Source organism: Acidobacteriota bacterium (genome assembly GCA_020349885.1).
Taxonomy (GTDB): domain Bacteria; phylum Acidobacteriota.
In genome coordinates, this window is the sequence record CP070701.1 from 1,177,111 (window position 1) to 1,199,440 (window position 22,330).

Here is a 22,330-nt window from a genome sequence, read left to right on the forward strand (position 1 = left end):
GGCGCGGTGCCTGCCGCCCGCCTCAGGCGCTTGCGCTTCCGAAGTCCTTGAGCATCTCGAGCGCCGCAAGCCGTCCCGGGGCCCCCATCACGCCGCCCCCGGGGTGGACGGCGGAGCCGCACATGTAGAGTTTCCTCACGGGCATCCGGAACTTGGCATAGCCGGGCACGGGGCGGAGAAAGAAAAGCTGGTCCGGCGTGAGCTCGCCCTGGAAGATGTTGCCCTCCCCGAGGCCGAACTCCTGCTCCATGTCAAACGGCGAGACCACCTGGCGGTGCAGGATCAGGTCCTTCAGGTCGGGCGAGTATTTTGCCACGGCGTTCACCACCGCGTCGCCGAACGCCTCGCGGTGCTTTTCGTCCCATACGAGGCCCTCCCTGAGCTTGTAGGGAGCGTACTGGACGAACATGGACGCCACGTGCTTGCCCTTCGGCGCCATCGTGGGGTCGTAGACGGAAGGGAAGATCGTCTCCACGAAAGGCTCGCGGGAGAAATCTCCGTACTTCGCGTCGTCGTAGGCCCGCTCCATGTACTCCATGCTCGGAGATATCAAGATGTCCGCGAATCCGACTTTCTCGGGATCCGGGAGGCTCGGGAACGTCGGAAGCCTGTCCAGGGACAGATTGACCTTGCCCGAGGAGCCGCGCAGCTTGAATTTGCGGAGGTGGTCCTGGAACTCCGGCGGCGTGTCGTCGGGGCCGAGCATCTTCGTGAACGTGAGCATCGGGTCGACGGACGAGACGACCGTCTTGGCGCGAATCTCCTCGCCGCCTTTGAGCACGACGCCGACCGTCTTGCCGTTCTTCGTGAGAATTTTTTCCACCGGAGCCTCGGTGCGGATCTCGGCGCCGAAAGCCTTCGCCGCATTTTCCATGGACTCGATCATGCCCCCCATGCCCCCGCGGGGAACGCCCCACGCACCGCTGCCCTCGGCCCCCATGTAGTGGTGAAGCAGCACGTAAGCGGTCCCGGGGGAGCGGACGCCCAGGTGCGTCCCGATGATGCCGTTGATGCCGATCTGGGCCTTGATCGTGTCCGACTCGAAGAACAGGTCCAGCCAGTCGCTGACGCTCATCGTCATGAGCCGGACGAAGGAGAAGGCGTCGTCGTCCAGCGCCCGGAAGTGCTTGCCGAGGTCTAGGAACTTGCGGAGGTCGCGCGGGCGGAACGACGTCGGGTCGGGAGGGACTATCTCGAGGAACCGCTTGGCGAATTTCCCTAGCTTCACCATGATGTTCTGGAAGTGCGGAAAGACCTCGGCGTCTTTTTTGGAGAAGCGGCTCATTTCCCGGCGGACGTCGTCTTCGGTGCCATCTACGAAGAGCCTGTCCCCGTTCGGCAGGGGGGTGTAGGAGCCCTTCATGGGCAGAATGACGAGGCCGCGTCTGGTGAGGTCCAGATCCTTGATGATCTCGGGCCGCAGCATCGCTATAACGTAAGAGAGGACGGTGTATTTGTAGCCGGGATAAATTTCTTCCGTCACGGTCGCGCCGCCCAGGACGTGGCGCCGCTCGACAACCAGGGTTTTCATTCCTCCTCTTGCAAGGTACGCGGCGCACACAAGCCCGTTGTGCCCGCCGCCTATAACGACGGCATCGTAGATTTTAGGCATCGTTTGCTTCCTTTCCGCCTGTGGCGGATACTTTGATTCGGGGTGGAAAAACCAGGAGCCTATGATACGGGAAGCGCCCCTTGGAAATCAAGCTTAATGTCTAAAATTCTCTTGACACGGCCCCCCGCTTAATGTACACTCCGGCCTAGCTCAATATGCCAACAGGAACTCCATTCCACTCCCGGACCTCGGCCCTGTGCGAGACCCAATACTGGGGCCAGTGGGCGGGTTACTTCGTGGCTGCATCCTACCAGCACGCCCAGGAGTGCGAGTACTTCGCCATTCGCAACACTGCCGGCCTAATCGACGTCACGCCCCTCTTCAAGTACAGGATTCGCGGCCGCGACGCCGAGCGCTTCGTCAACCGGCTCATCACGAGGGACATCACGAAATGCAAGGTGGGGCAGGTGTTCTACACGCCCTGGTGCGACGGGGACGGAAAGGTCATCGACGACGGGACCGTGCTGCGCCTCGGCGAGGACGATTTCCGCATCGTGACGGGGGACCCGACGTGGTGGTGGCTTCACGAGAACGTCGTCGGGATGAACGTGAAATTCGAGGACGAAAGCGACAGCGTAGCCGCCGCGGCCCTACAGGGCCCCCTCTCACGCGACATCTTGAAACAGGTATGCGACGCCGATCTCGATTCCCTGAAATACTTTCACGTCACGCGCACCGCGATCGGCGGCGTCGACGTCGAGCTCTCGCGCACGGGCTACACCGGCGACCTCGGGTACGAGGTCTGGGTGCCGGCGGAGGGCGCCGAGCGGGTGTGGGACGCCCTGATGGACGGTGGAAAGAACTACGGCATCGTCCCCGCCGGCCAGGATGCGATGCTCATCGCCCGCGTCGAGGCCGGGCTCGTCATCATCGACCTGGACTTCATCGGCGCTTTGAAGGCGATGATCGCCTCGCAGAAGCATTCCCCGTTTGAGATCGGTCTCGACTGGACGGTGAATCTCAAAAAGGAGATGTTCGTCGGCCGCCGGGCCCTGGCCGAGGAAAAGCGCAGGGGCTCGCCGAGAAAGCTGGCCGGCTTCCAGGTGGACTGGGGCGAGTACGAAAATTACTACGACGCCGTGGGGCTTTCGGCGGAGGTGCCCGACACCGCCTGGACCGACAGCACACCGGTTTACACCCGCGACGAAGAAACGCAGATCGGCAAAGCGACCAGCGGAACCTGGTCGCCGATGGCGTCGCAATACGTGGCCTTCGGGACCGTGGAAGCCGCCTACGCCCAGCTCGGCACCAAGCTCAAGATGGAGCTCACCTTCGAGCACGTGCCCCGACTGGTGACGGTGAAGGTGGTCAAGCTTCCCTTCTTCGATCCGCCCCGCAAGAAGGCGTAGCCTCCGGGCGCCCTTCGAGAAGAGTTCTCCGTTTTTAAAATCCTTCAGGATTACGTGCGCGCACCGGCGCTCCCGGCGAGGGGGCGGCGCTCGCCGCCGCTTTGCAATATCGCGGTGTTTGTGGTAAAACGCTCTATCGGCCATAAAAAAACGTGTCTCCCATGAAGCCAATCGCCCGATTGCACGATTTCCTCGAACGCCTGCATCTCAGGACGAAAATACTCGCCGTCGTGACCGGGGGCCTCTTGCTCATGGCGGCGCTGTTCGCGACGGCGTTCTTCTTCCTCCTGGAGGGGCGGATCACCGGCGAGATGGAAATCAAGGGGACCAACCAGAGCCGGGCGCTCGCCCGCATGGCGACCCACTACGTGAGCTTCGGCCTCGGGGACACGCTCCGGAGCTCCATCGAGCACCTCGAGGAGGACCCTGACGTCACCTACATGGAGTTCCTGGGATTCGGGGGACTCAAGCTGGCGCAGAGCGATCCCGAGAACCGCCCCGCGTTGCTCGACGTCTTCGACAAGCAGGGGCTTTCCGGCCGGCCCCGCTTCGAGTCGTCCCACGCCCCGGATGGAAGCCACGTCCTCATCTTTACGCACCCCATTCAGCAAGAGCAGGCCGCCCCGGCTACTGGGGGTGAGCTGGGGGAGGGGAAGCCCGAGATCAAGCTTGCGACCATCGGGGAAATCCGGCTCGTCTTCTCGCTCGCGCGAATCCGGGAGGCGCGCGTGCAGCTTCTGGCGTGGACGGCGTTCATCTTCGCCGTCGTGTTCGTCGGGGGCGTCGTGACGGTGCGGTTTCTCGCCGGGGTCATTCTGCGCCCGCTCGAGAGCCTGAGCCATGCCGTCGGCTCCATGGCCAAGGGCGACCTTACGCAGCGCGTCCACGCGCTTTCCAGGGACGAGATCGCCGACCTGGCCAAGAGCTTCAACACCATGGCGGACACGCTCGAGACCATCATCGGCCGCATTCAGGAGGGCAACCGCCGCCTGGGCGGCGTGCGGAACCAGATCGGCGAGGCGGCCGAGCGGCTGGGCCAGGGCACCTCGGTGCAGGCCACGACTTTCGAGAACATCTCGGCTTCCATCGAGGAGATGAACCAGTCCATCCAGAGCATCGCCGACAGCGTTAACGACCTGTCCGTTTCCTCGGAAGAGACGTCGTCGTCCATCCTGGAGATGGCGGCGACCATCGAGCAGGTGTCGAACAGCACGGAGTCCCTGACCGATTCGGTCAACGACTCCGCGGCCACGACGACCGAGATGGTGCAGTCCATCAGGGCGATCGACCAGAACGTCGAGAACCTGAAGGAATTCGTCGCGAGCACCTCGTCGGCCGTGGAGGAGATGGACGTTTCCATCCGCCAGGTGGAGCAGTCCGCGGGGCAGTCGAACACGCTTTCCGTGGAGGTTTCCGAAAAAGCCCGCCGCGGCCGCGAAACGGTCACGAAGACGGCGGACTCCATGGAGAACATCCGTGGCCTCGTGACCCGCTCGAGCGACATGGTATCGCAGCTCGGGCAGCGCTCGCAGGAGGTCGGAAAAATCGTGAACGTCATCGAGGACATCGCGGAGCAGACGAACCTTCTCGCCCTGAACGCCGCCATCATAGCGGCGCAGGCGGGCGAGGAGGGCCGGGGCTTCGCCGTGGTGGCCGACGAGATTCGGGAGCTCGCCGAGCGCACGGCCTCGTCCACGAAGGACATCGCCGATCTCATCGGCGGCGTCCAGGAGCAGACCGGGGAGACCATCAAGCTCATAAAGGAAGGCTCGCGCGGCGTGGAGGAGGGCGTGGCGCTTTCGCAGGAGGCCGGCAACAGCCTCGAGGACATCCTCAGCGGCGCGCAGCAGTCGGCCGAGATGGCCGAGCGCATCGCCCGGGCCACGCAGGAGCAGGCCTCGTCGAGCCAGTCCATCCGCCGCGCCGTGGAGCAGGTGCGCACGATGGTCGAGGAAATCCGCCGCGCCACCCAGGAGCAGACGCAGGGAAGCGAGCAGATCCAGCGCGTGCTCGAGCGCATGCGCGACATGACGAGCCAGGTGAAGCGCGCCACCGTCGAGCAGCACCAGGGCAGCCAGCTCATCACGGCCGCCGTCGAGGTCGTGAACGAAAAGGTCGGCAACATCCAGAGCGCGACGCAGCAGCAGGCCCAGGGGAGCCAGCAGATTCTGCACTCACTCGAGCGGCACAACGAGGTCATCGAGGCGAGCCGCCGGAGCGTCGAGGAACTCCAGGAGGTCGTGAGCGTGCTCCAAAACCAGGCGCGGGCCCTCGAGGAGGAGATTCGCACGTTCCGACTGCGCGGCCAGTAGGAGAGAAGGCGCAATGGACGTTCAGCTCATCGGCTTCCGCGTGGGCTCCCAGTACTACGCCGTCAACATCCTCTCCGTGGTCCAGATTATTCTTCCCCGGGAGCCCGTCAAGGTGGCGCAGGCGCCACCCTTCGTCGAGGGCGTCATACGGCTGCGGAACCTCGTGATTCCCGTCGTCGACCTGCGCCGCCGCTTCAACGTCGAGGTGTCGGAGCGGCGCAAAAACCGCATCATCGTGTTGCGGCTTGATTCGGGCGAGGACGCGCAGCACCTGGGCCTCGTCGTGGACGAGGCGACGCAGGTCATTCGCACGGAGACGGAAAAGTTCCTGCGCGCCCCCCAGGTCCTCACCGAGGGGGATGCGGCCTACAGCGGCGATGTCTATCAGGACGCGGAGCAGCGACTCTACATGGTGCTCGACATCGGGCGCATCCTCACGCCCGTCGAGAGGCGGCAGCTCGAGAGCGAGCTTTCTACTTCCCAGATGCCCGCGGAAGGAAGCTGATGACGGAGCAAGAATACCGCGCCACCATCGGCCTCGAGATCCATGCCCAGCTCCTCACGAAGAGCAAGCTGTTTTGCTTCTGCTCGACGCGCTTCGGAGACCCGCCGAACACCCACACGTGCCCCGTGTGCCTGGGTTTTCCCGGGTCGCTTCCCGCGCTTAATCACCAGGCGCTCGGCTACGCCATTCGCGCGGCGCGCGCGCTTGGCTGCCGCGTCAACGGGCGCTCCCGGTTTTCCAGGAAAAACTACTTCTACCCCGATCTTCCCAAGGGCTACCAGATAAGCCAGTACCGGCTCCCGCTCGCCGTCGAGGGTTTTATCGAGATTCCAGTAAGCGGCGCCTCGAAGCGCGTCCGCATCCACCGCGTCCACATGGAGGAGGACGCGGGAAAGTTGGTTCACCTGGCGCACGAGGGAACCGGCACGGGCACGGCCGTGGACCTGAACCGCGCCGGCGTTCCCCTCATCGAGATAGTCAGCGAGCCCGACATCAACTCGCCCGAGGAGGCGCAGGCGTACATGTCGGAGCTTCGCCTGGTTCTTCTTCACCTCGGCGTATGCGCCTGCAACATGGAGGAGGGAAACCTCCGCTGCGACGCCAACGTCTCGATCGCCCCGGCCGGTTCGAAAGAACTTGGCACGCGAACGGAAATCAAGAACCTGAACTCCATGCGCTTCCTCCGGCAGGCGCTCGAGTACGAGATCGAGCGCCAGGAAGAGATTCTACGGGAAGGCGGAAAGGTCGTCCTCGATACGCTTCTTTTCGATCCCGAGAAGCGCGAGACCCGCTCCATGCGCTCCAAGGAGGAGGCTCACGATTACCGCTACTTTCCGGAGCCCGACCTGCCGCCCGTCGAGGTGGATGAGGTGTGGCTCCGGGAGATCGAGGAGAATCTGCCCGAGCTTCCCATGAAGAAGCGCGAGCGCTTCGTGCGCGACTTCGGCATACCGGCGTACGACGCGGACGTGCTCACGCAGGAGCCCGAGCTCGCGGCGTTCTTCGAGGAGACGGCGCGCCTCGGGGGCGACCCGAAGGCCGCGAGCAACTGGCTCATGACGGAGGCGCTGCGCGAGGTGAAGGAGTCGGGAGTGGCGCTCCGGGAGTCCAAGCTCACGCCCGCGCTCCTTGCGGAGCTCCTGAAGCTCGTGGCCGGGGGCGCCGTGAGCGGAAAGATTGCGAAGGAGATTTTTCCCGAGGTTTTCCGGGCCGGCACCTCGCCGCGGGCGCTCGTCGAGAAGAAGGGCCTCGGCCAGATCTCCGACGAAGGCGCCCTCCGGGGCGTCGTCGAGGAGGTCTTGAAGGAACACGCCTCCGTGGCCGAGGAGGTGCGCGGCGGCAAGGAGAAGTCGTTCGGGTTCCTGATGGGGCAGGTCATGAAGAAGACCCGCGGCCGCGCGAATCCCAAGTCCGTGCAGAAGATTATGAGGGAGGCGATAGGGAAAGGGTAGGGTGCAGAGTATAGTCCTTAGTAACTTTCCACTTCCCCTGCAAAACCCTGCAACTGCCTCCCACTCTTCATACTCGATACTCCCATGAAATTCGCCCCCTTCGTCTACCTCGACGGCCGCGTCGTCCGCGGCGCGCAGGCCCGCGTCTCGCCGCTCGACCGGGGGTTCCTCTACGGCGACGGGGCCTTCGAATCCATGCGCGCCATGGAAGGAGTCATCCTGGAGTGGGACGCGCACGCGCGGCGCCTCTACGGGTCGGCCAGGCGGCTCGGCATCCCCCTGGGCCGGCGCTATCCGAAGGAAAAACTCGCGCGCGGCCTGAGGCGCCTGCTCCGGCGCAACCGACTGCGAAACGCCATGGTGCGCCTCTCCGTCACGCGCGGCGCCGCCTCGGCGTGGGGGCTTTCCTTCAAGAACGCGAAAGGGCCGCCCACCGTCGCGGCCTTCGCCGTTGCCTTCAAGGGGTACGCCGAAGCGAAGTATGAAAGAGGGGCCTCGCTCTGGACCTCGGCGATTCGAATGGTTCCTCCCGAGGCTCTTCCCCCGACCCTCAAGTCTCTCAACTATTTGGAAAACATCCTGGCCGCGGAGGAGGCCGCCCGGCAGGGCGCAGACGAGGCGCTCCTTCTGACCGCCGAAGGGCTCGTGGCCGAGGGCGCGCGCAGCAACCTTTTCTGGGTGCGGAAGGATGTCGTTTACACGCCCTCGCTCGGTACGGGGATTCTTCCCGGAATCACCCGCGCCCGCGCGATGGCCCTCGCCCGGGCCATGGGCATCGAGGTGCGCGAGGTCGAGGCGAAGCGAAAGGTTCTCGACAGCGCCGGCGAGATTTTCTACACGAACAGCTCCTCGTGGGCGATGCCCGTCACCCGGCTCGACGGCCGGCGCGTCGGCAAGGGGCGGCGTATGGGGCCCGTGTGCCGGTTGCTCCTGACGGCGTTCCGCGCGTATTACGCGGATGAAGCGGGCCGGTAAGGGCCGGTGTCCGCGTAACGTTGACTCTTAGCCCTCCCCTGGGCTATCATGGTGGTGGAGAGACGAACCCGTGATGATGTACCGCAAAGCGGGCGATTTTGAAACCCCACTTCTCGAGATTCGAGAGCAGATTAGGCACCTCATTGCCCTGGACGGATTCGACGACCACGACGCTAGGGAGCGCCTTGAGGAGCTCCAGCGCGAGCTGCACGAGAAGACCGGGGAAATTTATTCGCGCCTTTCCCCATGGGAGAAGGTCCAGGTGGCGCGCCATCCCGACCGCCCCTACACGCTCGATTACCTCGAGCACATGACGGAGGATTTTGCGGAGGTTCACGGCGACCGCCGCTTCGCCGACGACGGCGCGATCGTGGCGGGATTTGCGACGTTTCGTGGCAGGGAGGTGGCCGTGGTGGGCCACCAGAAGGGCCGCACCACGACGGAGAAAATTGCCAGAAACTTCGGCATGGGGCGCCCCGAGGGCTACCGCAAGGCGGCGCGCGTGATGGAGCTCGCCGAAAAATTCCGGCTCCCCCTTCTTTCCTTCATCGACACGGCGGGCGCCTTCCCCGGCATCGACGCCGAGGAGCGCGGCCAGGCGGAGGCCATCGCGCGCAACCTGCGCCTCATGGCCTCGCTCACGACGCCGTTCATCGCGACCATCACGGGCGAGGGGGGCTCGGGCGGGGCGCTGGCCATCGGCATGGGCGACGTCGTGAATATTCTCGAATTTTCCGTCTACTCCGTTATCTCGCCCGAAGGCTGCGCGGCCATCTTGTGGAAGGACGCCGCCAAGGCCCCAGAGGCGGCTCAATACCTGGGGCTTACGCCCGACGTCTTGAAAAAATTCGGCCTCGTTGACGAGGTTATTTCCGAAGTCCAGGGCGGCGCCCACACCGACCCCGAGGGGATGGCGAAGAGCCTGGGCGACGCCCTGGAGCGCCAGCTCGGGGAGCTGGAGGCCCTCCCGCCCGAGGAGCGCCGCGAGCGCCGCTACGCCAAGTTCCGCCGCATGGGCGCGTTCCTCGAAGAAGCCGACGCGTGAAGAAAGCCCTTTCCTGCCTCCGGGTGGCGATGGTGCTTGGGACGCTTTTTGCCACGCTCGGTTTTGGACAAGCGCTGGGGGAAAAACAGACGCCCGAATTGAGCGGGGCTGACGTCGAATCCGTTTCTTTTTTCAGCGTGGTCGAATGCGGGAACACGTATGTGATCGTAAGCTTTTACGATAACCTCGAGGATACCAAGATAGACGTGAATCACGTCGCCAAATCAAGTTTCTTTCCGGGCCCGGGCCTGTCGTTGGACATTCATGGTGACTGGAAAGAAGCCGTCGGAAGCTTCCTTGAGGCCCTGGGCCAAAAAATCGTCCCGCTCGACATCGCCTACGGGAACGAGCTCTGGGACTTCTACACCACGGGCGAGCGCGGGAAGCTCGACGAGCTCGAGGCGCAGCAGATTGCGCTCTATTCGGACAAGGAAACGTTCGAGACGCTCAAGGCGCTGCGCTGCCTGAAACAACTGGACGACGAACCTTTGTTGAAATGGCGCGTCGAGCGGCAGTACCGCGACTTTCTGGAATACCAGGGGGAGAAGGATTTTCTCGAGGCGCTCAAGAAGCTCGAAAACGACACCCACGCCATCCTCATCGAGCACCGCGCCGTGCTCGACGGCGAGGAGAAAACGAACGAGCAATTGCGCGACGTCCTGCGCTACTCCGCCGACCGGGCGGAGCGCGAGCGGGCGTGGCGCGCCCTCTACGCCGTAGGCGAGAAGATGGCCGATGGCGTCCGCTCGCTCGTCCGGATGCGGAACGAGCACGCCCGGAGCCTCGGCTACCGCAGCTTCTACGAGATGAAGTTCGAGCTGAACGACCTGGACGTGGAGGAAATCGAGAAATTGCTGAAGCGCCTCGACCGCCTCTCGCGCAAGCCGTATAGAGAATACCTGGAGGAGAGGAAGGCCGCCCTCGGCGTCGAGCGCCTTGAGCCGTGGGACATGAGCTACGACCCGGAGCGCGTCGAGGAGGAGATGAAGGAATTTTTCCCGAAGGCCGCGCTCGAGGCGCGCATCAAGGATTCTTACCAAAAGATGGGGTTCGACATAGACGCGCTCGGCGTTGTCTGCGACCTCGAGCCGCGCCCGAACAAGTCCCAGCACGCCTATTCCTTCGCCATCGACCCCCCCGTGGACGTGCGCATCCTCGCGAACCTGAACGACGGCTTTCTGACGGCGCGCACGCTCTTCCACGAGTTCGGCCACGCGGTGTACTCGAAGCACGTGCCCGCGGAGCCGTGGGACATGCGCGACGACGCGGGCGGCCCCATGACCGAGGGGATGGGGCAATTCTTCGGCCGCGTCGTCGAGGACGAGCGCTGGCTGCGCGACGTGGCCGGCGCTCCCGCGGAGCTCGTGAGCCGCTTCGGCGCGCACGCGAGAAAAAAGAATCTCTACCGCCTCCGCTTTACGCTCGCCCTGCTCCGCTTCGAGCGCGCGATGTTCGAGAGTCCCTCCCGGGACCTCAATAAGCTCTGGTGGGACCTTGTGGAGAAAACTGTGGGCGTCGCCCGCCGCGACGAGGTTTTCCCCTGGGGGGGCATCGTGCATTTCACGACGCATCCCGTGTACCTTCAGAACTACCTGCTCGCGGACATGATTTGCGATTCCCTCTGGGAGCACGTCGAGGAGAACGCGGGCGGCGTGGTCGGAAGCGCGCGGCTCGCTTCTTACCTTGATGAAACCTTTTTCCGGCACGGGGCCGCAAAGCCGTGGCGGAAGCTCTACCGGAAGGCGCTCGGAAAGAAGCTGGGCGCCGACGCGTACATTCGCTACCGCCTGGGAAAATAGCCGCCATGCACGTTTTGAGCAAAGAGATCCTGGATGCGCTCGCGAGGCGCTACGGCCGCGAATATCTTAAAAATGACCCAGAGTATTTCCCTCACTGCTACGCTGAACCACGTGATAAGGAAGTTGTTGCGTTCCTTGCGGCACTTCTTGCGTACGGAAACATCAAACAAATTTTCCGAAGCGTCAAAGCGATTATAGATATCTTGGGTGAGGAACCTTGTCAAGCCATCATTACAACAAAACCGAGGCAGTGGCACCAAGCACTTTGCGGATTCCGCCATCGCGTCACAAAAGGGGCAAGCATGGCGCAGGCGCTGGAATTGGTGGGAGAGATTTTGCGCGAGCATGGTTCGCTCGAAGCCTTGTTCCTCGAAGGCTACCGGCCTCGGGATATGATGGAATCGCTTGCACGCTTCGCCGAAGTGTTTTACAAGCGTTCTTCGCATCCAGATCTCCTCAAACACCTGCTTCCCTTGCCGAGAAATGGAAGTGCATGCAAACGGCTCAACCTGTTCCTTCGTTGGGTGGTGCGCGGAGACGACGGAATTGACCTGGGGCTGTGGAAACGTGTGCGGGCGGCCGATCTCGTGATGCCGCTCGACACCCACGTGGCGCGCTTCGGGCGCCTGTTCGGCCTCACGAAACGCAAGACCGGGGATTGGCGGATGGCCGAGGAGATTACGGGCGGCCTGCGCGCGTTTTGCCCGCATGACCCCGTGCGCTACGACTTCGCCATCGCGTGGGCGGGCGTGGAGGGCGCGTGGAGGACGGCCACGTCGGCCCGGGCGCTCCTCGACGGCGCTGGGAGCCGCGGCGGCGGAGGGGGTCGGTGACGTGAAGCGCGCGCTGTGGATCGTTCTCACCCTGCTCATCGCGGTCGCGGCCCTGGAAGCCGCGCTCTGGGGCTTGGCTTTCTTGAGGCACAAGCCGCTCCGGACGCTCGAGGATTTCTCCTCGCACGCGCTGTGGCGGGAGATGCCCGAGGGCGCGGCCTTCGCCGTCCTCGGCTACGATGTCGCCGGGGCGCTTCCCCCCGATGAAACCCTTTGGCGGGGGATGGAGCTGCTCGCCGAGCAGGGGAATATCGCGCTCTCTCGCGAGGTCTTCGAGCGGAGGTACGCGCAGCTTAGGCCCATGCTCGGAGGCGAGGTGGCGTTCGCGCTCTATCCGGGCGAGGGCGGGGAGGAGCGCCCGGCGTTCTGGCTCGCGGCGCGGCCGCGCCCGTCGGTCCGCTCGCTTTTCCGGCTGACGGAGCTTTGCACGCAGGCGTGGGCCCTCTGGAAGGCCGCCTTGTCGAAAAAGTCGCTGCCCGACAAAAGGCTTCCCGACGGCACGCCGGTTTACCTGGACTACCGGCGCGGCACGTTCTATGCGGCCGCCTTTCCCCCGCTTCAGAAGGGCGCGCGCGCCGGCGAGCCCCTTTTCGACGAGCAGGCGCGCGATGGCTGGCTGGCCGCTTTGGGGGAGGAGGGCGAAAGCGGCCGGGACATCTCGGGCGTCACCGCGGCCCGTTTCGGCGAGCAGCGGGCCTGGGGGATTTTTCACCTTCAGGCCGGGCGGCTCGAGTCCCGCTGGAGCGCGACGCTCGCCGAGGAGGAGGCCGCGCTTTGCCGGATAGCCGCGCGACCGTTTTCGCTTCCCCCCGAGGCCGAGGAGGAGGCCGCGCTTCTCGTCCAGCATGCGCTCTCGTTCGGCGTGCTCGATCCGGGCGATTTCGAGCACAATTTACCGCTCGACCTCGGGACGGCGCTCGACGCGGTCGCGGCGCTGCGCGCACTGTGCGTCTTCGCTCCCGAAGGAGGTGCGACGCTCCCCGGGACCGCCCTTTATTTCGTCCCGGAGCCCGCGAGGCAGAAAGAGCTTTCGGGATTCCTGAACTCGCTTCTATACCTTGGGACGTGGCTCGTGGAGGAGCAGAGCGGCGGCATTTTGTCTCCGGAGATTCGCCGGGAGAAGAGGGACGGCTTCACCGTGGCGAGCTTTTCGCTCGGGATGATCGAGCCGTGCTACGCCGAGCGCGAGGGGCTTATCGTCGCGTCGCTTGAGTGCGGCCGGCTCGATTCGCTTCTGGAGATTCCGCGCTCGCCCGCTCCGGCCTGGGAGCTCTTTCGCGTCGAACTCCGGGGCGCGCCGCTTTCGGAGAGCCTCCGCGCGCTCGAAGACCTGGCGGCGCTCGTGGGGCGCAAGGAATCGGTGCCCCCGGCCGTTCTCGAAGCGCTCGCCCGCATCGAGCACGCGAGCTTCGAAGTCGAGGCGCCTCCCGGCGACGTTTCCCTGGATTATCTGACGGGACGGCTTTCGGTGGAATGGAACTCTTTCTTTTAGCGGGCGAGGCCTCCGGGGACGCGCACGCGGCGAGCCTCTTGCGGGCCGTTCGGCAAATGCGCCCCGACGTGCGCGCCTTCGGCGTCGCGGGCGACCAGTGCGCCGCGCAGGGCTTCGAGGTACTCCACCACGCGCGCGACATGGGCGTAGTAGGGCTCACGGAGGCTGTAAGAAAACTTCCGTTATATCGGAGGGTTCTTCAGGAGATGGCCGATGCGGTGGCCGCGAGGCGGCCCGACGGCGTCGTGCTGGTGGATTTTCCCGACTTCAACCTCCGCCTCGGGCGCGAGATACGGGTCCGCGCGCCCGACATCCCCATCGTGTATTTCATCAGCCCGCAGGTGTGGGCCTGGCGCCGGGGGCGCGTCCACGACATCGCGGCGTTCGCGCGGCGGGTGCTCGTGATTTTCCCGTTCGAGGAGGAGTTCTACCGCGACGCGGGCGTCGAGGCCGTCTACGTGGGCCATCCGCTTGTGGACGAGGCGCGCCCGACTGCCTCGCGTGAGGATTTTCTCGAGTCCGCCGGCCTGGACCCAGGAAGGCCCACGGTGGCCGTGCTTCCGGGCAGCCGCGAGAGCGAGGTGCGGCGCCACATCGAGGGAATGCTCGGCGCCGCGGCGCGCCTCGCGGAGGAGCGCCCCGAGATGCAGTTTGTCCTCTCCTCCGCCCCGACGCTCGAGCGCGGCTTTATCCCCGCTCACCCGGCATGGCGCCGGGCGGAGCGCCTGCGCATTGCCCTCTCCCGCGACTGCGTGTATAATGTTCTGAATGCGGCGGATGCGGCCATGGTGACGTCGGGAACGGCCACGGTGGAGGCGGCCTTGCTCGGGGTTCCCATGGTCGTGGTGTACGGCCTTTCGAGGCTGAGCTATTTTGTGGCGCGGCGAATTGTGGACGTTCCCTGGATTGCGATGGCCAACCTGCTCGCCGGGGAGGCGGTGGTGCCGGAGTTGATTCAGGAGAAATTTCGGGCGAGGCCGCTCGCCCGCGAGGTGCGCGCCATTTTGGAGGACTCGACACGGCGCGAAGTGATGCTGAAGGGACTCGAAAAAGTGCGGAAAGCGCTCGGCGAATCGGGCGCGGCCCGGCGCGCAGCCGAGTGGGTGCTGCGCACGGTGGAGGAGGCCGCGGCCTCCGAGGGGAGGCGGCTGTGAAACTTGTCTTGACAAACAAGTCGAGAATTGACCCGCGCCGCATCGAGGTGGTGGACGACCGCGTGGCCGAGATCCTGCGCCGTATGAGCGGAGCGGAGCGGCTGCGCCTCGCCTCCGAAGTTTGGGAAAGCGCTCGCTCCCGCATCGAGGCCTACCTTCGGGAAAATCACCCCCAGTGGTCGGACCGGGCGCTCCTGGAAGAAATTCATAGGCGATACGGACGGGGGGCGTGAATCCGAATGAGCTTTTGTGTTTCGCCGCGCAGGCGCTGGAGCGCGTCGGGGTGGAATACGTCGTGGCCGGCTCCGTGGCCTCGATGTACTATGGGGAAGTCCGCGAAACCCATGACGTGGACATCGTTGTGAAGCTGCGGGAAGACCAAGTGTACGCCCTCAAGTCTTCCTTTCCGGAAAAGGATTTTTATTTCGATGAAACGATGGCTCTGGATGCCGTGCGCCAAAAACGCATGTTCAATGTGATTCATATTCCCTCCGCACTGAAGATTGACTTCGTAGTTTCGAAGGGGCAGCCGTTCGACAAGCGCCAATTCCAGCGCCGCCGGCGCCTGCCCGTTATCGCCGATCAGAAGGTTTATTTCGCCTCGCCCGAGGACGTCATCCTGGCCAAGCTGGATTTCTACAAAAAAGGCTCTTCCGACAAGCACCTGCGCGACGTTGCCGGAATCCTCAAAATCTCTGGTGACGAGGTGGACCGGACCTACGTCTCGGAGTGGGCGGAGCGCCTGGAGGTTGCGGACGTCTGGGAGGCCGTTTTGCAGCGGGTGGAACAACGTGCCGGCGCAGGCGGGAAGGGCGAGGAAGGAGCGTGACGGTGCGAGACGCCCTCATACTCGCCGTCGTCCCCAGGATTGCGAGTGCATACATGCGCTTTTTGTACCGCTCGATGCGTCTTCGCAGCGAGGGCGCCGAGCGCATGGACGCGCTGCTCCGGGAGCGCAGGTCTTTCATCCTCGCGTTCTGGCACGCCCGCCTCTTTATTATGCGCTACGCCTACCGGGACAGGCCGGAGGGCATCACCACGCTCGTCAGCCGCCACCGGGACGGCGAGCTCATCGGCCGCACCATGGAGTGCTTCGGCCACAGGGTCCTCCGGGGCTCCAGCACGCGGGGCGGCGTGACGGCGCTGCGCGAGGTGGTGCGCGCGCTCCAGGGCGGCACGACCGTGGGCTTTACGCCCGACGGCCCGCGCGGGCCGCGCCACCGCGCGCAGCCGGGTGTCGTGCAGGCGGCCCGCTTGAGCGGGGCGCCGATTCTGCCCGCTTCCTTTTCCGCCTCAAAAAAAAAGTCTTCTCATCGTGGGACCGGTTTCTGTTGCCGTATCCGTTCTCGCGGGGACTCTTCGTTTACGGAGAGCCCATCCTCGTGCCGCGGGACGCGGGCGAGGCGCTCTTGGAGGAAAAGCGCGCCGCACTGGAGCGCGCGCTCAACGAGCTCACGGACTATGCGGACCGGAGCGTGTAGTGAAGCGTCATGGGCGATGCGAGGCGCAGCCTAGGGAGCAGGAAAGACCATGCCTCTTCGTAGCATGACGGGTTTTGGCCGTGGGGGGGCGCAGAGCAAGCGCTTTCGGGCGACGGCGAGCGTCCGCTCTCTCAACCACCGCCATCTCGAGGTTCGCGTGAACCTCAACGAGCCGTTCGAGTCCCTCGAGCCGGAGGCGCGGGCTCGGCTGGAGAAGGCGTTTTCGCGCGGCAAGGTGGACGCGGTGCTTCGGATCGAGTCCCTGGAAGAGGCGCCGGCGCAGCTGCGCGTATCCGCGCCGCTCGTCAAAGCGTGGCTGCAGGAAGTGAACGAGCTCCGCAAGGACCTCGGCGTCCGCGAGCGCGTGCCGTTCGCCGAGGCGCTCCGGGTGCAGGGCGCCGTCGAAGTCCTGCCTTGTGAAATCGAGCTTCGGGAAGAGGACAAGTCCGTGATTTTCGCCGCGCTCGACGAGGCGCTCGAAGGCGCGCTCTCGATGAAGCGCGCCGAGGGCAAGGCGCTTGAGCGGGAATTCTTCACCCACCTCGATGCTTTGGAGCAGACCGTAGACGCGATCGGCGCGCGCGCCGACGGCATGGTCGCGGCCCACGCGCAGAAGCTTTCCGACCGCCTCCGCGAGTGGTCTGAGGCCGGGGATTTCCAGGCCGACGACGAGCGCATACTGCGCGAGGCGGCTCTCTACGCCGAGCGGAGCGACATCGCCGAGGAGGTGGCGCGCCTGCGCAGCCACCTCGGCCAATTTCGCACCCTCATCGATTCGGAGGAGAGGGACGCCGGACGATCGCTCGATTTTCTGCTCCAGGAGATGCACCGCGAGGCCAACACCCTCTCCGTGAAGGCCCGTTTTGACAACCTCATGCCCATAGTTCTGCAATTGCGAACCAGCATCGAGCGGCTCCGCGAACAGGCGCGCAACATCGAATGACCCCACCCTCGAGGGTTGGAAAAAAAAGGATTACTCCGCGCGCTGCGCGGATGAGGGGCATCGCCTTCGTGCTCTCGGCTCCGTCGGGAAGCGGAAAGACGACGATCCGCAAGCGCCTTCTGCGGCGGGTGAACCGTTTGGCTTTTTCCGTCTCCTGCACCACGAGGCCGCCCCGCCGGGGCGAAAGGGAAGGCCGCGACTATCGCTTTCTTTCGGAGAAAATGTTTCGGCGGAGGGTGAAGCAGGGAAGATTCCTCGAATGGGCCGAGGTGCACGGCTGTCTCTACGGGACGCCGAGGGAGCCTGTGGAGCGGGCGCTTCGGGCGGGGCGGGACGTGCTCCTGGAGGTCGATCCCAGGGGGGCGCGGGCCGTCCGCGCGGCGCTTCGGGGCCGCGCGCACGTGGTGCTCGCGCTGATGATACCGCCGGCAGTTTCGGACCTCCGCCGCCGCCTTCGGGGCCGCGGAGGGATCTCGCCCGAGGAATTTGAGCGAAGGATGCGGGATGCGAAAAAATTCGTGCGCGCCTGGCCGCGCTACGATTACATCGTCGTGAACGAAAGGATTGGCGAGTGCGCGGCGGCGCTTCGGGCCATCGTCGAGGCCGAGCGCCTCCGCCGCGTGAAACAAGAACCTAGGGTGAAGCGTTTTGTCCGTGAGCTCTCGAACGCCTCCTAAAGGAGTCATGCACATATGAGCAAGAAGGAAAATCCTTCAGAGTCTGCGGAAAAGTCCGACGGGCTTTCCGATTTGTCTGAGCAAGCAGGTATGAGCCGGTACCTTCTGACCCGCGTGGTGGCCGAGCGGGCCAAAATCCTGCTTCAGGGGAGCCACCCTCTCATTGATCTCGGGGGAAAGCTCAAGCGGCCCCTTGATATCGCGTACGAGGAAATTCGCCGGGGGCTCGTCCGCGTGGACGTTTCGAATCCCCGGCCGCCGGCGAAGTCCGGGGGATTCGCTTCCGAGGCCGGCCAAGAAGATTCTTCTCGGCGCGCTCCGGCCGCGTCGCTTCCGCACGAGGACAAGGCCCGGGATGAGTAACGTCGTTTTGGGCGTCACGGGAAGCATCGCCGCCTACCGGGCGGCCGACCTGGTGCGGGAGTTCCGCCGCCGCGGTCACCGCGTGCGCGTCGTCATGACGCGGGCGGCGCAGGCGTTCGTTTCGCCGCTTACGTTCGAGACGCTCTCGGGCGAGCGCGTGACCACCCATGCGCTCGAGCAGCCGGAGGAGTGGTCGGTCGAGCACGTGGGCCTCGCCCGCTGGGGCGAAGCCCTCGTCGTCGCCCCCGCCACCGCCAACGTGCTCGCGAAGATGGCCTGCGGGATCGCCGACGATTCTCTCACGACGCTCTGCCTCGCATTCGAGGGGCCCGTCATGGTGGCGCCCGCCATGAACCCTTCGATGTGGAGGCATCCGGCGGTGCGCGAAAATTGCAAGACGCTCGAAGCGCGCGGCGTCAGGTTCGTCGCCCCCGCGCCGGGCGTCATGGCCTGCGGCGAGGAGGGCGTCGGCCGGCTGGCCGAGGTCGAAGGCATCGCAAACGCGGTGGAGCATCACTTGGCCCGGGGGCGGCTTGCCGGAAAGAACGTCCTCGTCACGGCGGGTGCTACGGCCGAGCCGCTCGACCGCGTGCGCGTTTTTTCGAACCGCTCGTCGGGCAAGATGGGCTACGCCCTCGCCGAGGGGGCCTACCGCCGCGGCGCGAACGTGGCGCTCATTTCCGGCCCGACGCCCCTCGTGCCTCCGGCGGGGGTCGAAGTCGTCCGCGTCACCTCGGGCGAGGAAATGTTCGCCGCCCTCAAGAAGCTCCTTCGCAAGCCCGCGGCGGGCCGGGACAAGGCGGACGTTCTCGTGATGGCCGCGGCCGTCTCGGACGTCCGCCCGAAAACGCCGCGGCGCACGAAGGCCAAGAAACGGGATTTGCCCCAAACGGTCGCGATGGCGCCCGTCCGCGACATCCTTGAGGATACGGCGCCGCTTCGAAAGCGCGTCTGGACGCTCGGCTTCGCGGCCGAGGAATCTTCCCGGCTGGAGCAGGGGGCGCTTGGCAAGTTGCGCAAGAAGCACCTCGACGCCGTTTTGGCCAATCCCGTGTCCAAGAACGGCGTCGGGTTCGAGAGTGACGAAAACGAGGGAATCCTCCTTCTTGCTTCCGGGCGCCGCGTCCGGATTGAGCGGGGCTCGAAGGCCGAGGTCGCCGGACGCATATGGGACGCCGTCGAGGAGGCCCTGGGCCGGGGGCGAAGCGCCGCCCGCGGGAAGCGGGAAAAACCCTCTTCAAAGAATTCATAGAAATCATTTCTCGTCGGCCTTCACGCGTATTCTGATGAAGAAACGGCGCCTCACGGTTTTCGCGTTCGGTGGAAACGCAATACTTCCGGCCAATATAGACGGAACGCAGGAGGAGCAGGAGCGCCTCGCGGCCCAGGCGGCGCGCATCATGGGGGACATCCTGAAAGGCGGCTCCCGCCTCCTCGTGGTGCACGGAAACGGCCCGCAGGCGGGCAACGAGCTCCTGCGCTCCGAGGAGGCCGTCACGAAGCTTCCGCCCGTCACGCTCGACTACTGCGTGGCGAAGACCAAGGGGGAGATGGGCTATCTTCTCGAGAAGGCGCTTCGCAACGAGCTGGCGCGGCGGAAGAAGTCGTCGCCGGTCGTGACGGTGCTCACCGTGGTGCGCGTGGACGCGCGTGACCCGGCCTTCCGCCGCCCCACGAAGCCCATCGGCCCCTACTACACGCGCTACCGCGCGCGGCACCTTCAGCAGGAAAAGGGCTGGCCGATGGTGGAGGTGGAGGGGCGCGGGTTTCGCCGCGTGGCCGCGTCGCCCAAGCCCCTGGAGATTCTGGACCTGGCCGCCGTGCGCCTCCTTTTGGACGCGGGTTATTCCGTCTTTGCCGGAGGAGGCGGGGGCATTCCCGTCGTCCGCACCCGCCGGGGCGAGCTGCGCGGCGTGGAGGCCGTGGTGGACAAGGACTGGACGGCGGCGCTTTTTGCCCACGCCCTCGACGCCGCGTGGCTCGTAAATTTCACCGAAGTGCCGCAGGTGGCGCTTCACTTCGGCACGCCGCGTCAGGAAAACCTTCTGCGAATGACCGCGCGCGAGGCGCGCCGCCACCTGCGCGAAGGGCATTTCCCGCCGGGAAGCATGGGGCCCAAGATCGAGTCGACGCTCTCGTTCATTCGGCGGGGCCGCGGGCGCGAGGTGCTCATTACCTCCGCCCGGGCCTGGAAGCGCGCCCTGCGGGGCCAAAGCGGCACGAGGATTGTGAGGAGTGGGTGAGCCGGCTCCCCCTTGCGGTGGGTGACCGCACCGCGTCCCTAACCCTTTCTTCCGTTACGGGCTATAATAAACCCCTATGAGACGAGACGCACCGGGCCCTCCGAGGCTTTATCCTGGAAGCGCGCCCGTTATGATCGGGGGGCGCGAGATCGTGGGCACGTCGGGGAAGATGCCTTTTCGCGCCGTGGTTTTCGACCTGTTCGGAACGCTTGTCGAGGTGCTGCCACTGGAGAGCTACCGCGCGATGGTGGAGCGGATGGCGGACGCCGTGGGCGCGTCGGGGAGCGGTTTTTTAGACGCATGGTTTCGTTCGCGCCACGAGCGCCTGGTGGGAAAATTCGCCTCGCTCGAGGACAACATCCGCTTCGTTTTGGAAGCTCTCGGCCTCGAGGCGCGGGACGAAGGGGTGCAGGAGGCCGTCAGGATTAACGAGTCGTTCGTGCTCGGCATGTTCCAAAACTTCAAGCCCGACGCGCTCGATACCGTCCGCGCGATCAGAAAGTGCGACCTGCTCCTCGCCCTCATGAGCGACTGCTACCAGACGGCGGCCAGCGGGTGGTTCGAGACGCCGCTTGCTCCGTATTTCAACGCCTCGATCTTTTCGTGTCGTGAGGGCGCGCGAAAGCCCGACCCCCGTCTCTACAAGCGCGTGTGCCACAAGCTACGTCTGCAGCCCTTCGAGTGCCTCTACGTCGGCGACGGCGGCGGGAACGAGCTTGAGGGCGCCGCGGCGGCCGGGATGACCCCGGTCCTTGTCGAAAACGACGTTCCCGACCCGTTCGTGGGAGACGCGACCCCCACGGGCGCGGTCCATACCGTTCGGCGCCTGAGCGAAATTCTCGCGCTTCTTGAGGAGCCGGCTCCTTGACACGCCGCGTATCCTTAGGTAGCATTTCTCTTACTCTTGAATAAGGGGAATACAGAAACGCATGGTACTCATTAACAAAGCCGTCGGCGAGATGACCCTCAAGGTCGTCTATTACGGACCCGGCCTTTGCGGCAAGACGACCAACCTCCAGTGCATCCACGACAATTCGAATCCCGACCGCAGGGGAAAGCTCCTCTCCATCGCCACCGAGACCGACCGCACCCTTTTCTTCGACCTTCTGCCCATCGACCTGGGGTCGGTGCGGGGAATGAAGGTGCGCGTCCAGCTCTACACCGTGCCGGGACAGGTCTTCTACGACGCCACGCGGCGCCTGGTGCTGCGCGGAGCGGACGGCGTCGTCTTCGTGGCCGACTCCCAGGAGGCCATGATGGACGCGAACGTCGAGTCCATCAAGAATCTCCAGGAAAACCTCATCAAGAACAACCTCAACCCGAGGACGATCCCTCTTATTTTCCAGTTCAACAAGCGCGATCTGCCGAGCATTTCCACGTGCGAGGATCTTAACAACGCCTTGCGCTACCGTATAGATACGCCCTACTTCGAGGCCGTGGCCATCGAGGGGACGGGCGTGAACGAGACGCTCAAGGCCATCGTGGGCGCCGTGATTAAGAACCTCAACAAGGGCGTCTCGTGCGAGCTCGAGCCCGGGACGAAGCCCGCCGTCGAGCTCGGCCCCGGCATGAAGAAGCGTGAGCCCAAGCCCGCCCCGGAAGCTAAGGCGGCCAAGAAGGCGGCCAAGAAGCCGGCCAAGGCGCCGAAGCCGGCCGAGCAGGCCGCGTCGAGCCCGGCGCCGGAAGCTCGGGGGGCCGAGGTGGAGGAAGAGGGGGAGGTGAAATACGAAGACCTGTCCGAGGAGGTTGCAGAGATCGAGGCGGAGGAGATCGAAGAGTTGCCGGATGACGTCAACGAAGGGGACCCCGGGGAGGCGAACCCGGCGCCGCGGGCGGCTTCCCCGGTTCTCCCGGAAGAGATCGACTCGTCGGACCGCGAGGAGTACCTGAGGTCGCTTTACGAGTCCAACAAGCGCCAGCTCGCGCTGATCGAGGAGGCCCTGAAAACGCTCCGGCAGGAGCAAGCCGTCCTGGAAAAGCTTATCAAGTCGTAGGCGCCGTACGCAAGACGGTGGATCTCAGGCGCGCCGGGGCGGCTTTCGCGCGGGGCCTCCGGCCCTTTCGGCCCTCCAGGGGGGGCGGTTTTGCATTTTCCC

Annotated in this window: 21 protein-coding genes; 20 read left to right on the forward strand and 1 reads right to left on the reverse strand. The window is 65.0% G+C overall.

The window, feature by feature from the left end; all coding sequences use genetic code 11:
• Window positions 1–22 precede the first annotated feature (22 nt).
• Entirely contained in the window at window positions 23–1,612 is a 1,590-nt protein-coding gene (locus JSV08_05035; protein UCF81780.1) for an NAD(P)/FAD-dependent oxidoreductase, read from the reverse strand.
• 155 nt (window positions 1,613–1,767) lie between these two features.
• Between JSV08_05035 and JSV08_05040 the strand changes: the two genes are divergently transcribed.
• The 20 genes from JSV08_05040 to JSV08_05135 all read left to right on the forward strand — a co-directional run bounded on the left by JSV08_05040 (window position 1,768) and on the right by JSV08_05135 (window position 22,228).
• Complete coding sequence (locus JSV08_05040; GenBank protein ID UCF81781.1) at window positions 1,768–2,961, forward strand: aminomethyltransferase family protein; 1,194 nt, start codon at window positions 1,768–1,770, stop codon at window positions 2,959–2,961.
• A gap of 854 nt (window positions 2,962–3,815) precedes the next feature.
• The gene (locus JSV08_05045; protein UCF81836.1) at window positions 3,816–5,273 is read left to right on the forward strand and encodes a methyl-accepting chemotaxis protein; all 1,458 of its coding nucleotides are present in this window, start codon (window positions 3,816–3,818) and stop codon (window positions 5,271–5,273) included.
• A gap of 13 nt (window positions 5,274–5,286) precedes the next feature.
• Window positions 5,287–5,778, forward strand: a complete 492-nt coding sequence (locus JSV08_05050) for a purine-binding chemotaxis protein CheW (protein ID UCF81782.1) — start codon at window positions 5,287–5,289, stop codon at window positions 5,776–5,778.
• On the forward strand, window positions 5,778–7,229 hold the full coding sequence (gene gatB, locus JSV08_05055) for an Asp-tRNA(Asn)/Glu-tRNA(Gln) amidotransferase subunit GatB (protein ID UCF81783.1): 1,452 nt from the start codon (window positions 5,778–5,780) through the stop codon (window positions 7,227–7,229). Before JSV08_05050 ends, gatB begins: the two co-directional genes overlap by 1 nt.
• Before the next feature lie 84 nt (window positions 7,230–7,313).
• The gene (locus JSV08_05060; protein UCF81784.1) at window positions 7,314–8,204 is read left to right on the forward strand and encodes an aminotransferase class IV family protein; all 891 of its coding nucleotides are present in this window, start codon (window positions 7,314–7,316) and stop codon (window positions 8,202–8,204) included.
• Window positions 8,205–8,280: 76 nt separating this feature from the next.
• Entirely contained in the window at window positions 8,281–9,249 is a 969-nt protein-coding gene (locus tag JSV08_05065) for an acetyl-CoA carboxylase carboxyltransferase subunit alpha (protein UCF81837.1), read from the forward strand.
• Entirely contained in the window at window positions 9,246–11,048 is a 1,803-nt protein-coding gene (locus JSV08_05070; protein UCF81785.1) for a M2 family metallopeptidase, read from the forward strand. Before JSV08_05065 ends, JSV08_05070 begins: the two co-directional genes overlap by 4 nt.
• Window positions 11,049–11,053: 5 nt before the next feature.
• Complete coding sequence (locus tag JSV08_05075) at window positions 11,054–11,881, forward strand: TIGR02757 family protein (GenBank protein ID UCF81786.1); 828 nt, start codon at window positions 11,054–11,056, stop codon at window positions 11,879–11,881.
• 1 nt (window position 11,882) lies between these two features.
• A complete protein-coding gene (locus JSV08_05080; GenBank protein UCF81787.1) occupies window positions 11,883–13,373 on the forward strand; it encodes a hypothetical protein in 1,491 nt (496 codons plus the stop codon).
• On the forward strand, window positions 13,355–14,527 hold the full coding sequence (gene lpxB, locus JSV08_05085; GenBank protein ID UCF81788.1) for a lipid-A-disaccharide synthase: 1,173 nt from the start codon (window positions 13,355–13,357) through the stop codon (window positions 14,525–14,527). Before JSV08_05080 ends, lpxB begins: the two co-directional genes overlap by 19 nt.
• Entirely contained in the window at window positions 14,524–14,760 is a 237-nt protein-coding gene (locus JSV08_05090; protein ID UCF81789.1) for a hypothetical protein, read from the forward strand. Before lpxB ends, JSV08_05090 begins: the two co-directional genes overlap by 4 nt.
• A complete protein-coding gene (locus JSV08_05095) occupies window positions 14,757–15,356 on the forward strand; it encodes a hypothetical protein (protein ID UCF81790.1) in 600 nt (199 codons plus the stop codon). The genes JSV08_05090 and JSV08_05095 overlap by 4 nt, the downstream gene beginning before the upstream one ends.
• Window positions 15,357–15,358: 2 nt before the next feature.
• Entirely contained in the window at window positions 15,359–16,042 is a 684-nt protein-coding gene (locus tag JSV08_05100) for a DUF374 domain-containing protein (GenBank protein ID UCF81791.1), read from the forward strand.
• A gap of 15 nt (window positions 16,043–16,057) precedes the next feature.
• Window positions 16,058–16,951, forward strand: coding sequence for a YicC family protein (locus tag JSV08_05105; protein UCF81792.1), 894 nt, complete (start codon window positions 16,058–16,060; stop codon window positions 16,949–16,951).
• 50 nt (window positions 16,952–17,001) lie between these two features.
• A complete protein-coding gene (gmk, locus tag JSV08_05110) occupies window positions 17,002–17,628 on the forward strand; it encodes a guanylate kinase (protein UCF81793.1) in 627 nt (208 codons plus the stop codon).
• Window positions 17,629–17,718: 90 nt separating this feature from the next.
• Window positions 17,719–17,991 (forward strand): DNA-directed RNA polymerase subunit omega, encoded by a 273-nt coding sequence (locus JSV08_05115; GenBank protein UCF81794.1) that lies wholly within the window; start codon window positions 17,719–17,721, stop codon window positions 17,989–17,991.
• Entirely contained in the window at window positions 17,984–19,243 is a 1,260-nt protein-coding gene (gene coaBC, locus JSV08_05120) for a bifunctional phosphopantothenoylcysteine decarboxylase/phosphopantothenate--cysteine ligase CoaBC (GenBank protein ID UCF81795.1), read from the forward strand. The genes JSV08_05115 and coaBC overlap by 8 nt, the downstream gene beginning before the upstream one ends.
• Window positions 19,244–19,277: 34 nt before the next feature.
• Window positions 19,278–20,234, forward strand: coding sequence for a carbamate kinase (locus JSV08_05125; protein ID UCF81796.1), 957 nt, complete (start codon window positions 19,278–19,280; stop codon window positions 20,232–20,234).
• A gap of 76 nt (window positions 20,235–20,310) precedes the next feature.
• Window positions 20,311–21,102 (forward strand): HAD family hydrolase, encoded by a 792-nt coding sequence (locus JSV08_05130; GenBank protein UCF81797.1) that lies wholly within the window; start codon window positions 20,311–20,313, stop codon window positions 21,100–21,102.
• 61 nt (window positions 21,103–21,163) lie between these two features.
• Window positions 21,164–22,228 carry a GTPase domain-containing protein gene (locus tag JSV08_05135; GenBank protein ID UCF81798.1) on the forward strand — a complete coding sequence of 355 codons (1,065 nt, stop codon included), beginning with the start codon at window positions 21,164–21,166 and terminating at the stop codon, window positions 22,226–22,228.
• The last annotated feature ends 102 nt before the right edge of the window (window positions 22,229–22,330 follow it).

Excerpts from the sequence above, each read along its gene's own strand:
- JSV08_05035 (UCF81780.1), bottom strand. The coding sequence starts at position 1,612 with ATGCCTAAAATCTACGATGCCGTCGTTATAGGCGGCGGGCACAACGGG.
- JSV08_05040 (UCF81781.1), top strand. The coding sequence starts at position 1,768 with ATGCCAACAGGAACTCCATTCCACTCCCGGACCTCGGCCCTGTGCGAG.
- JSV08_05045 (UCF81836.1), top strand. The coding sequence starts at position 3,816 with ATGGCCAAGGGCGACCTTACGCAGCGCGTCCACGCGCTTTCCAGGGAC.
- JSV08_05050 (UCF81782.1), top strand. The coding sequence starts at position 5,287 with ATGGACGTTCAGCTCATCGGCTTCCGCGTGGGCTCCCAGTACTACGCC.
- gatB (UCF81783.1), top strand. The coding sequence starts at position 5,778 with ATGACGGAGCAAGAATACCGCGCCACCATCGGCCTCGAGATCCATGCC.
- JSV08_05060 (UCF81784.1), top strand. The coding sequence starts at position 7,314 with ATGAAATTCGCCCCCTTCGTCTACCTCGACGGCCGCGTCGTCCGCGGC.
- JSV08_05065 (UCF81837.1), top strand. The coding sequence starts at position 8,281 with ATGTACCGCAAAGCGGGCGATTTTGAAACCCCACTTCTCGAGATTCGA.
- JSV08_05075 (UCF81786.1), top strand. The coding sequence starts at position 11,054 with ATGCACGTTTTGAGCAAAGAGATCCTGGATGCGCTCGCGAGGCGCTAC.
- lpxB (UCF81788.1), top strand. The coding sequence starts at position 13,355 with ATGGAACTCTTTCTTTTAGCGGGCGAGGCCTCCGGGGACGCGCACGCG.
- JSV08_05105 (UCF81792.1), top strand. The coding sequence starts at position 16,058 with ATGCCTCTTCGTAGCATGACGGGTTTTGGCCGTGGGGGGGCGCAGAGC.
- gmk (UCF81793.1), top strand. The coding sequence starts at position 17,002 with ATGAGGGGCATCGCCTTCGTGCTCTCGGCTCCGTCGGGAAGCGGAAAG.
- JSV08_05115 (UCF81794.1), top strand. The coding sequence starts at position 17,719 with ATGAGCCGGTACCTTCTGACCCGCGTGGTGGCCGAGCGGGCCAAAATC.
- coaBC (UCF81795.1), top strand. The coding sequence starts at position 17,984 with ATGAGTAACGTCGTTTTGGGCGTCACGGGAAGCATCGCCGCCTACCGG.
- JSV08_05125 (UCF81796.1), top strand. The coding sequence starts at position 19,278 with ATGAAGAAACGGCGCCTCACGGTTTTCGCGTTCGGTGGAAACGCAATA.
- JSV08_05130 (UCF81797.1), top strand. The coding sequence starts at position 20,311 with ATGAGACGAGACGCACCGGGCCCTCCGAGGCTTTATCCTGGAAGCGCG.
- JSV08_05135 (UCF81798.1), top strand. The coding sequence starts at position 21,164 with ATGGTACTCATTAACAAAGCCGTCGGCGAGATGACCCTCAAGGTCGTC.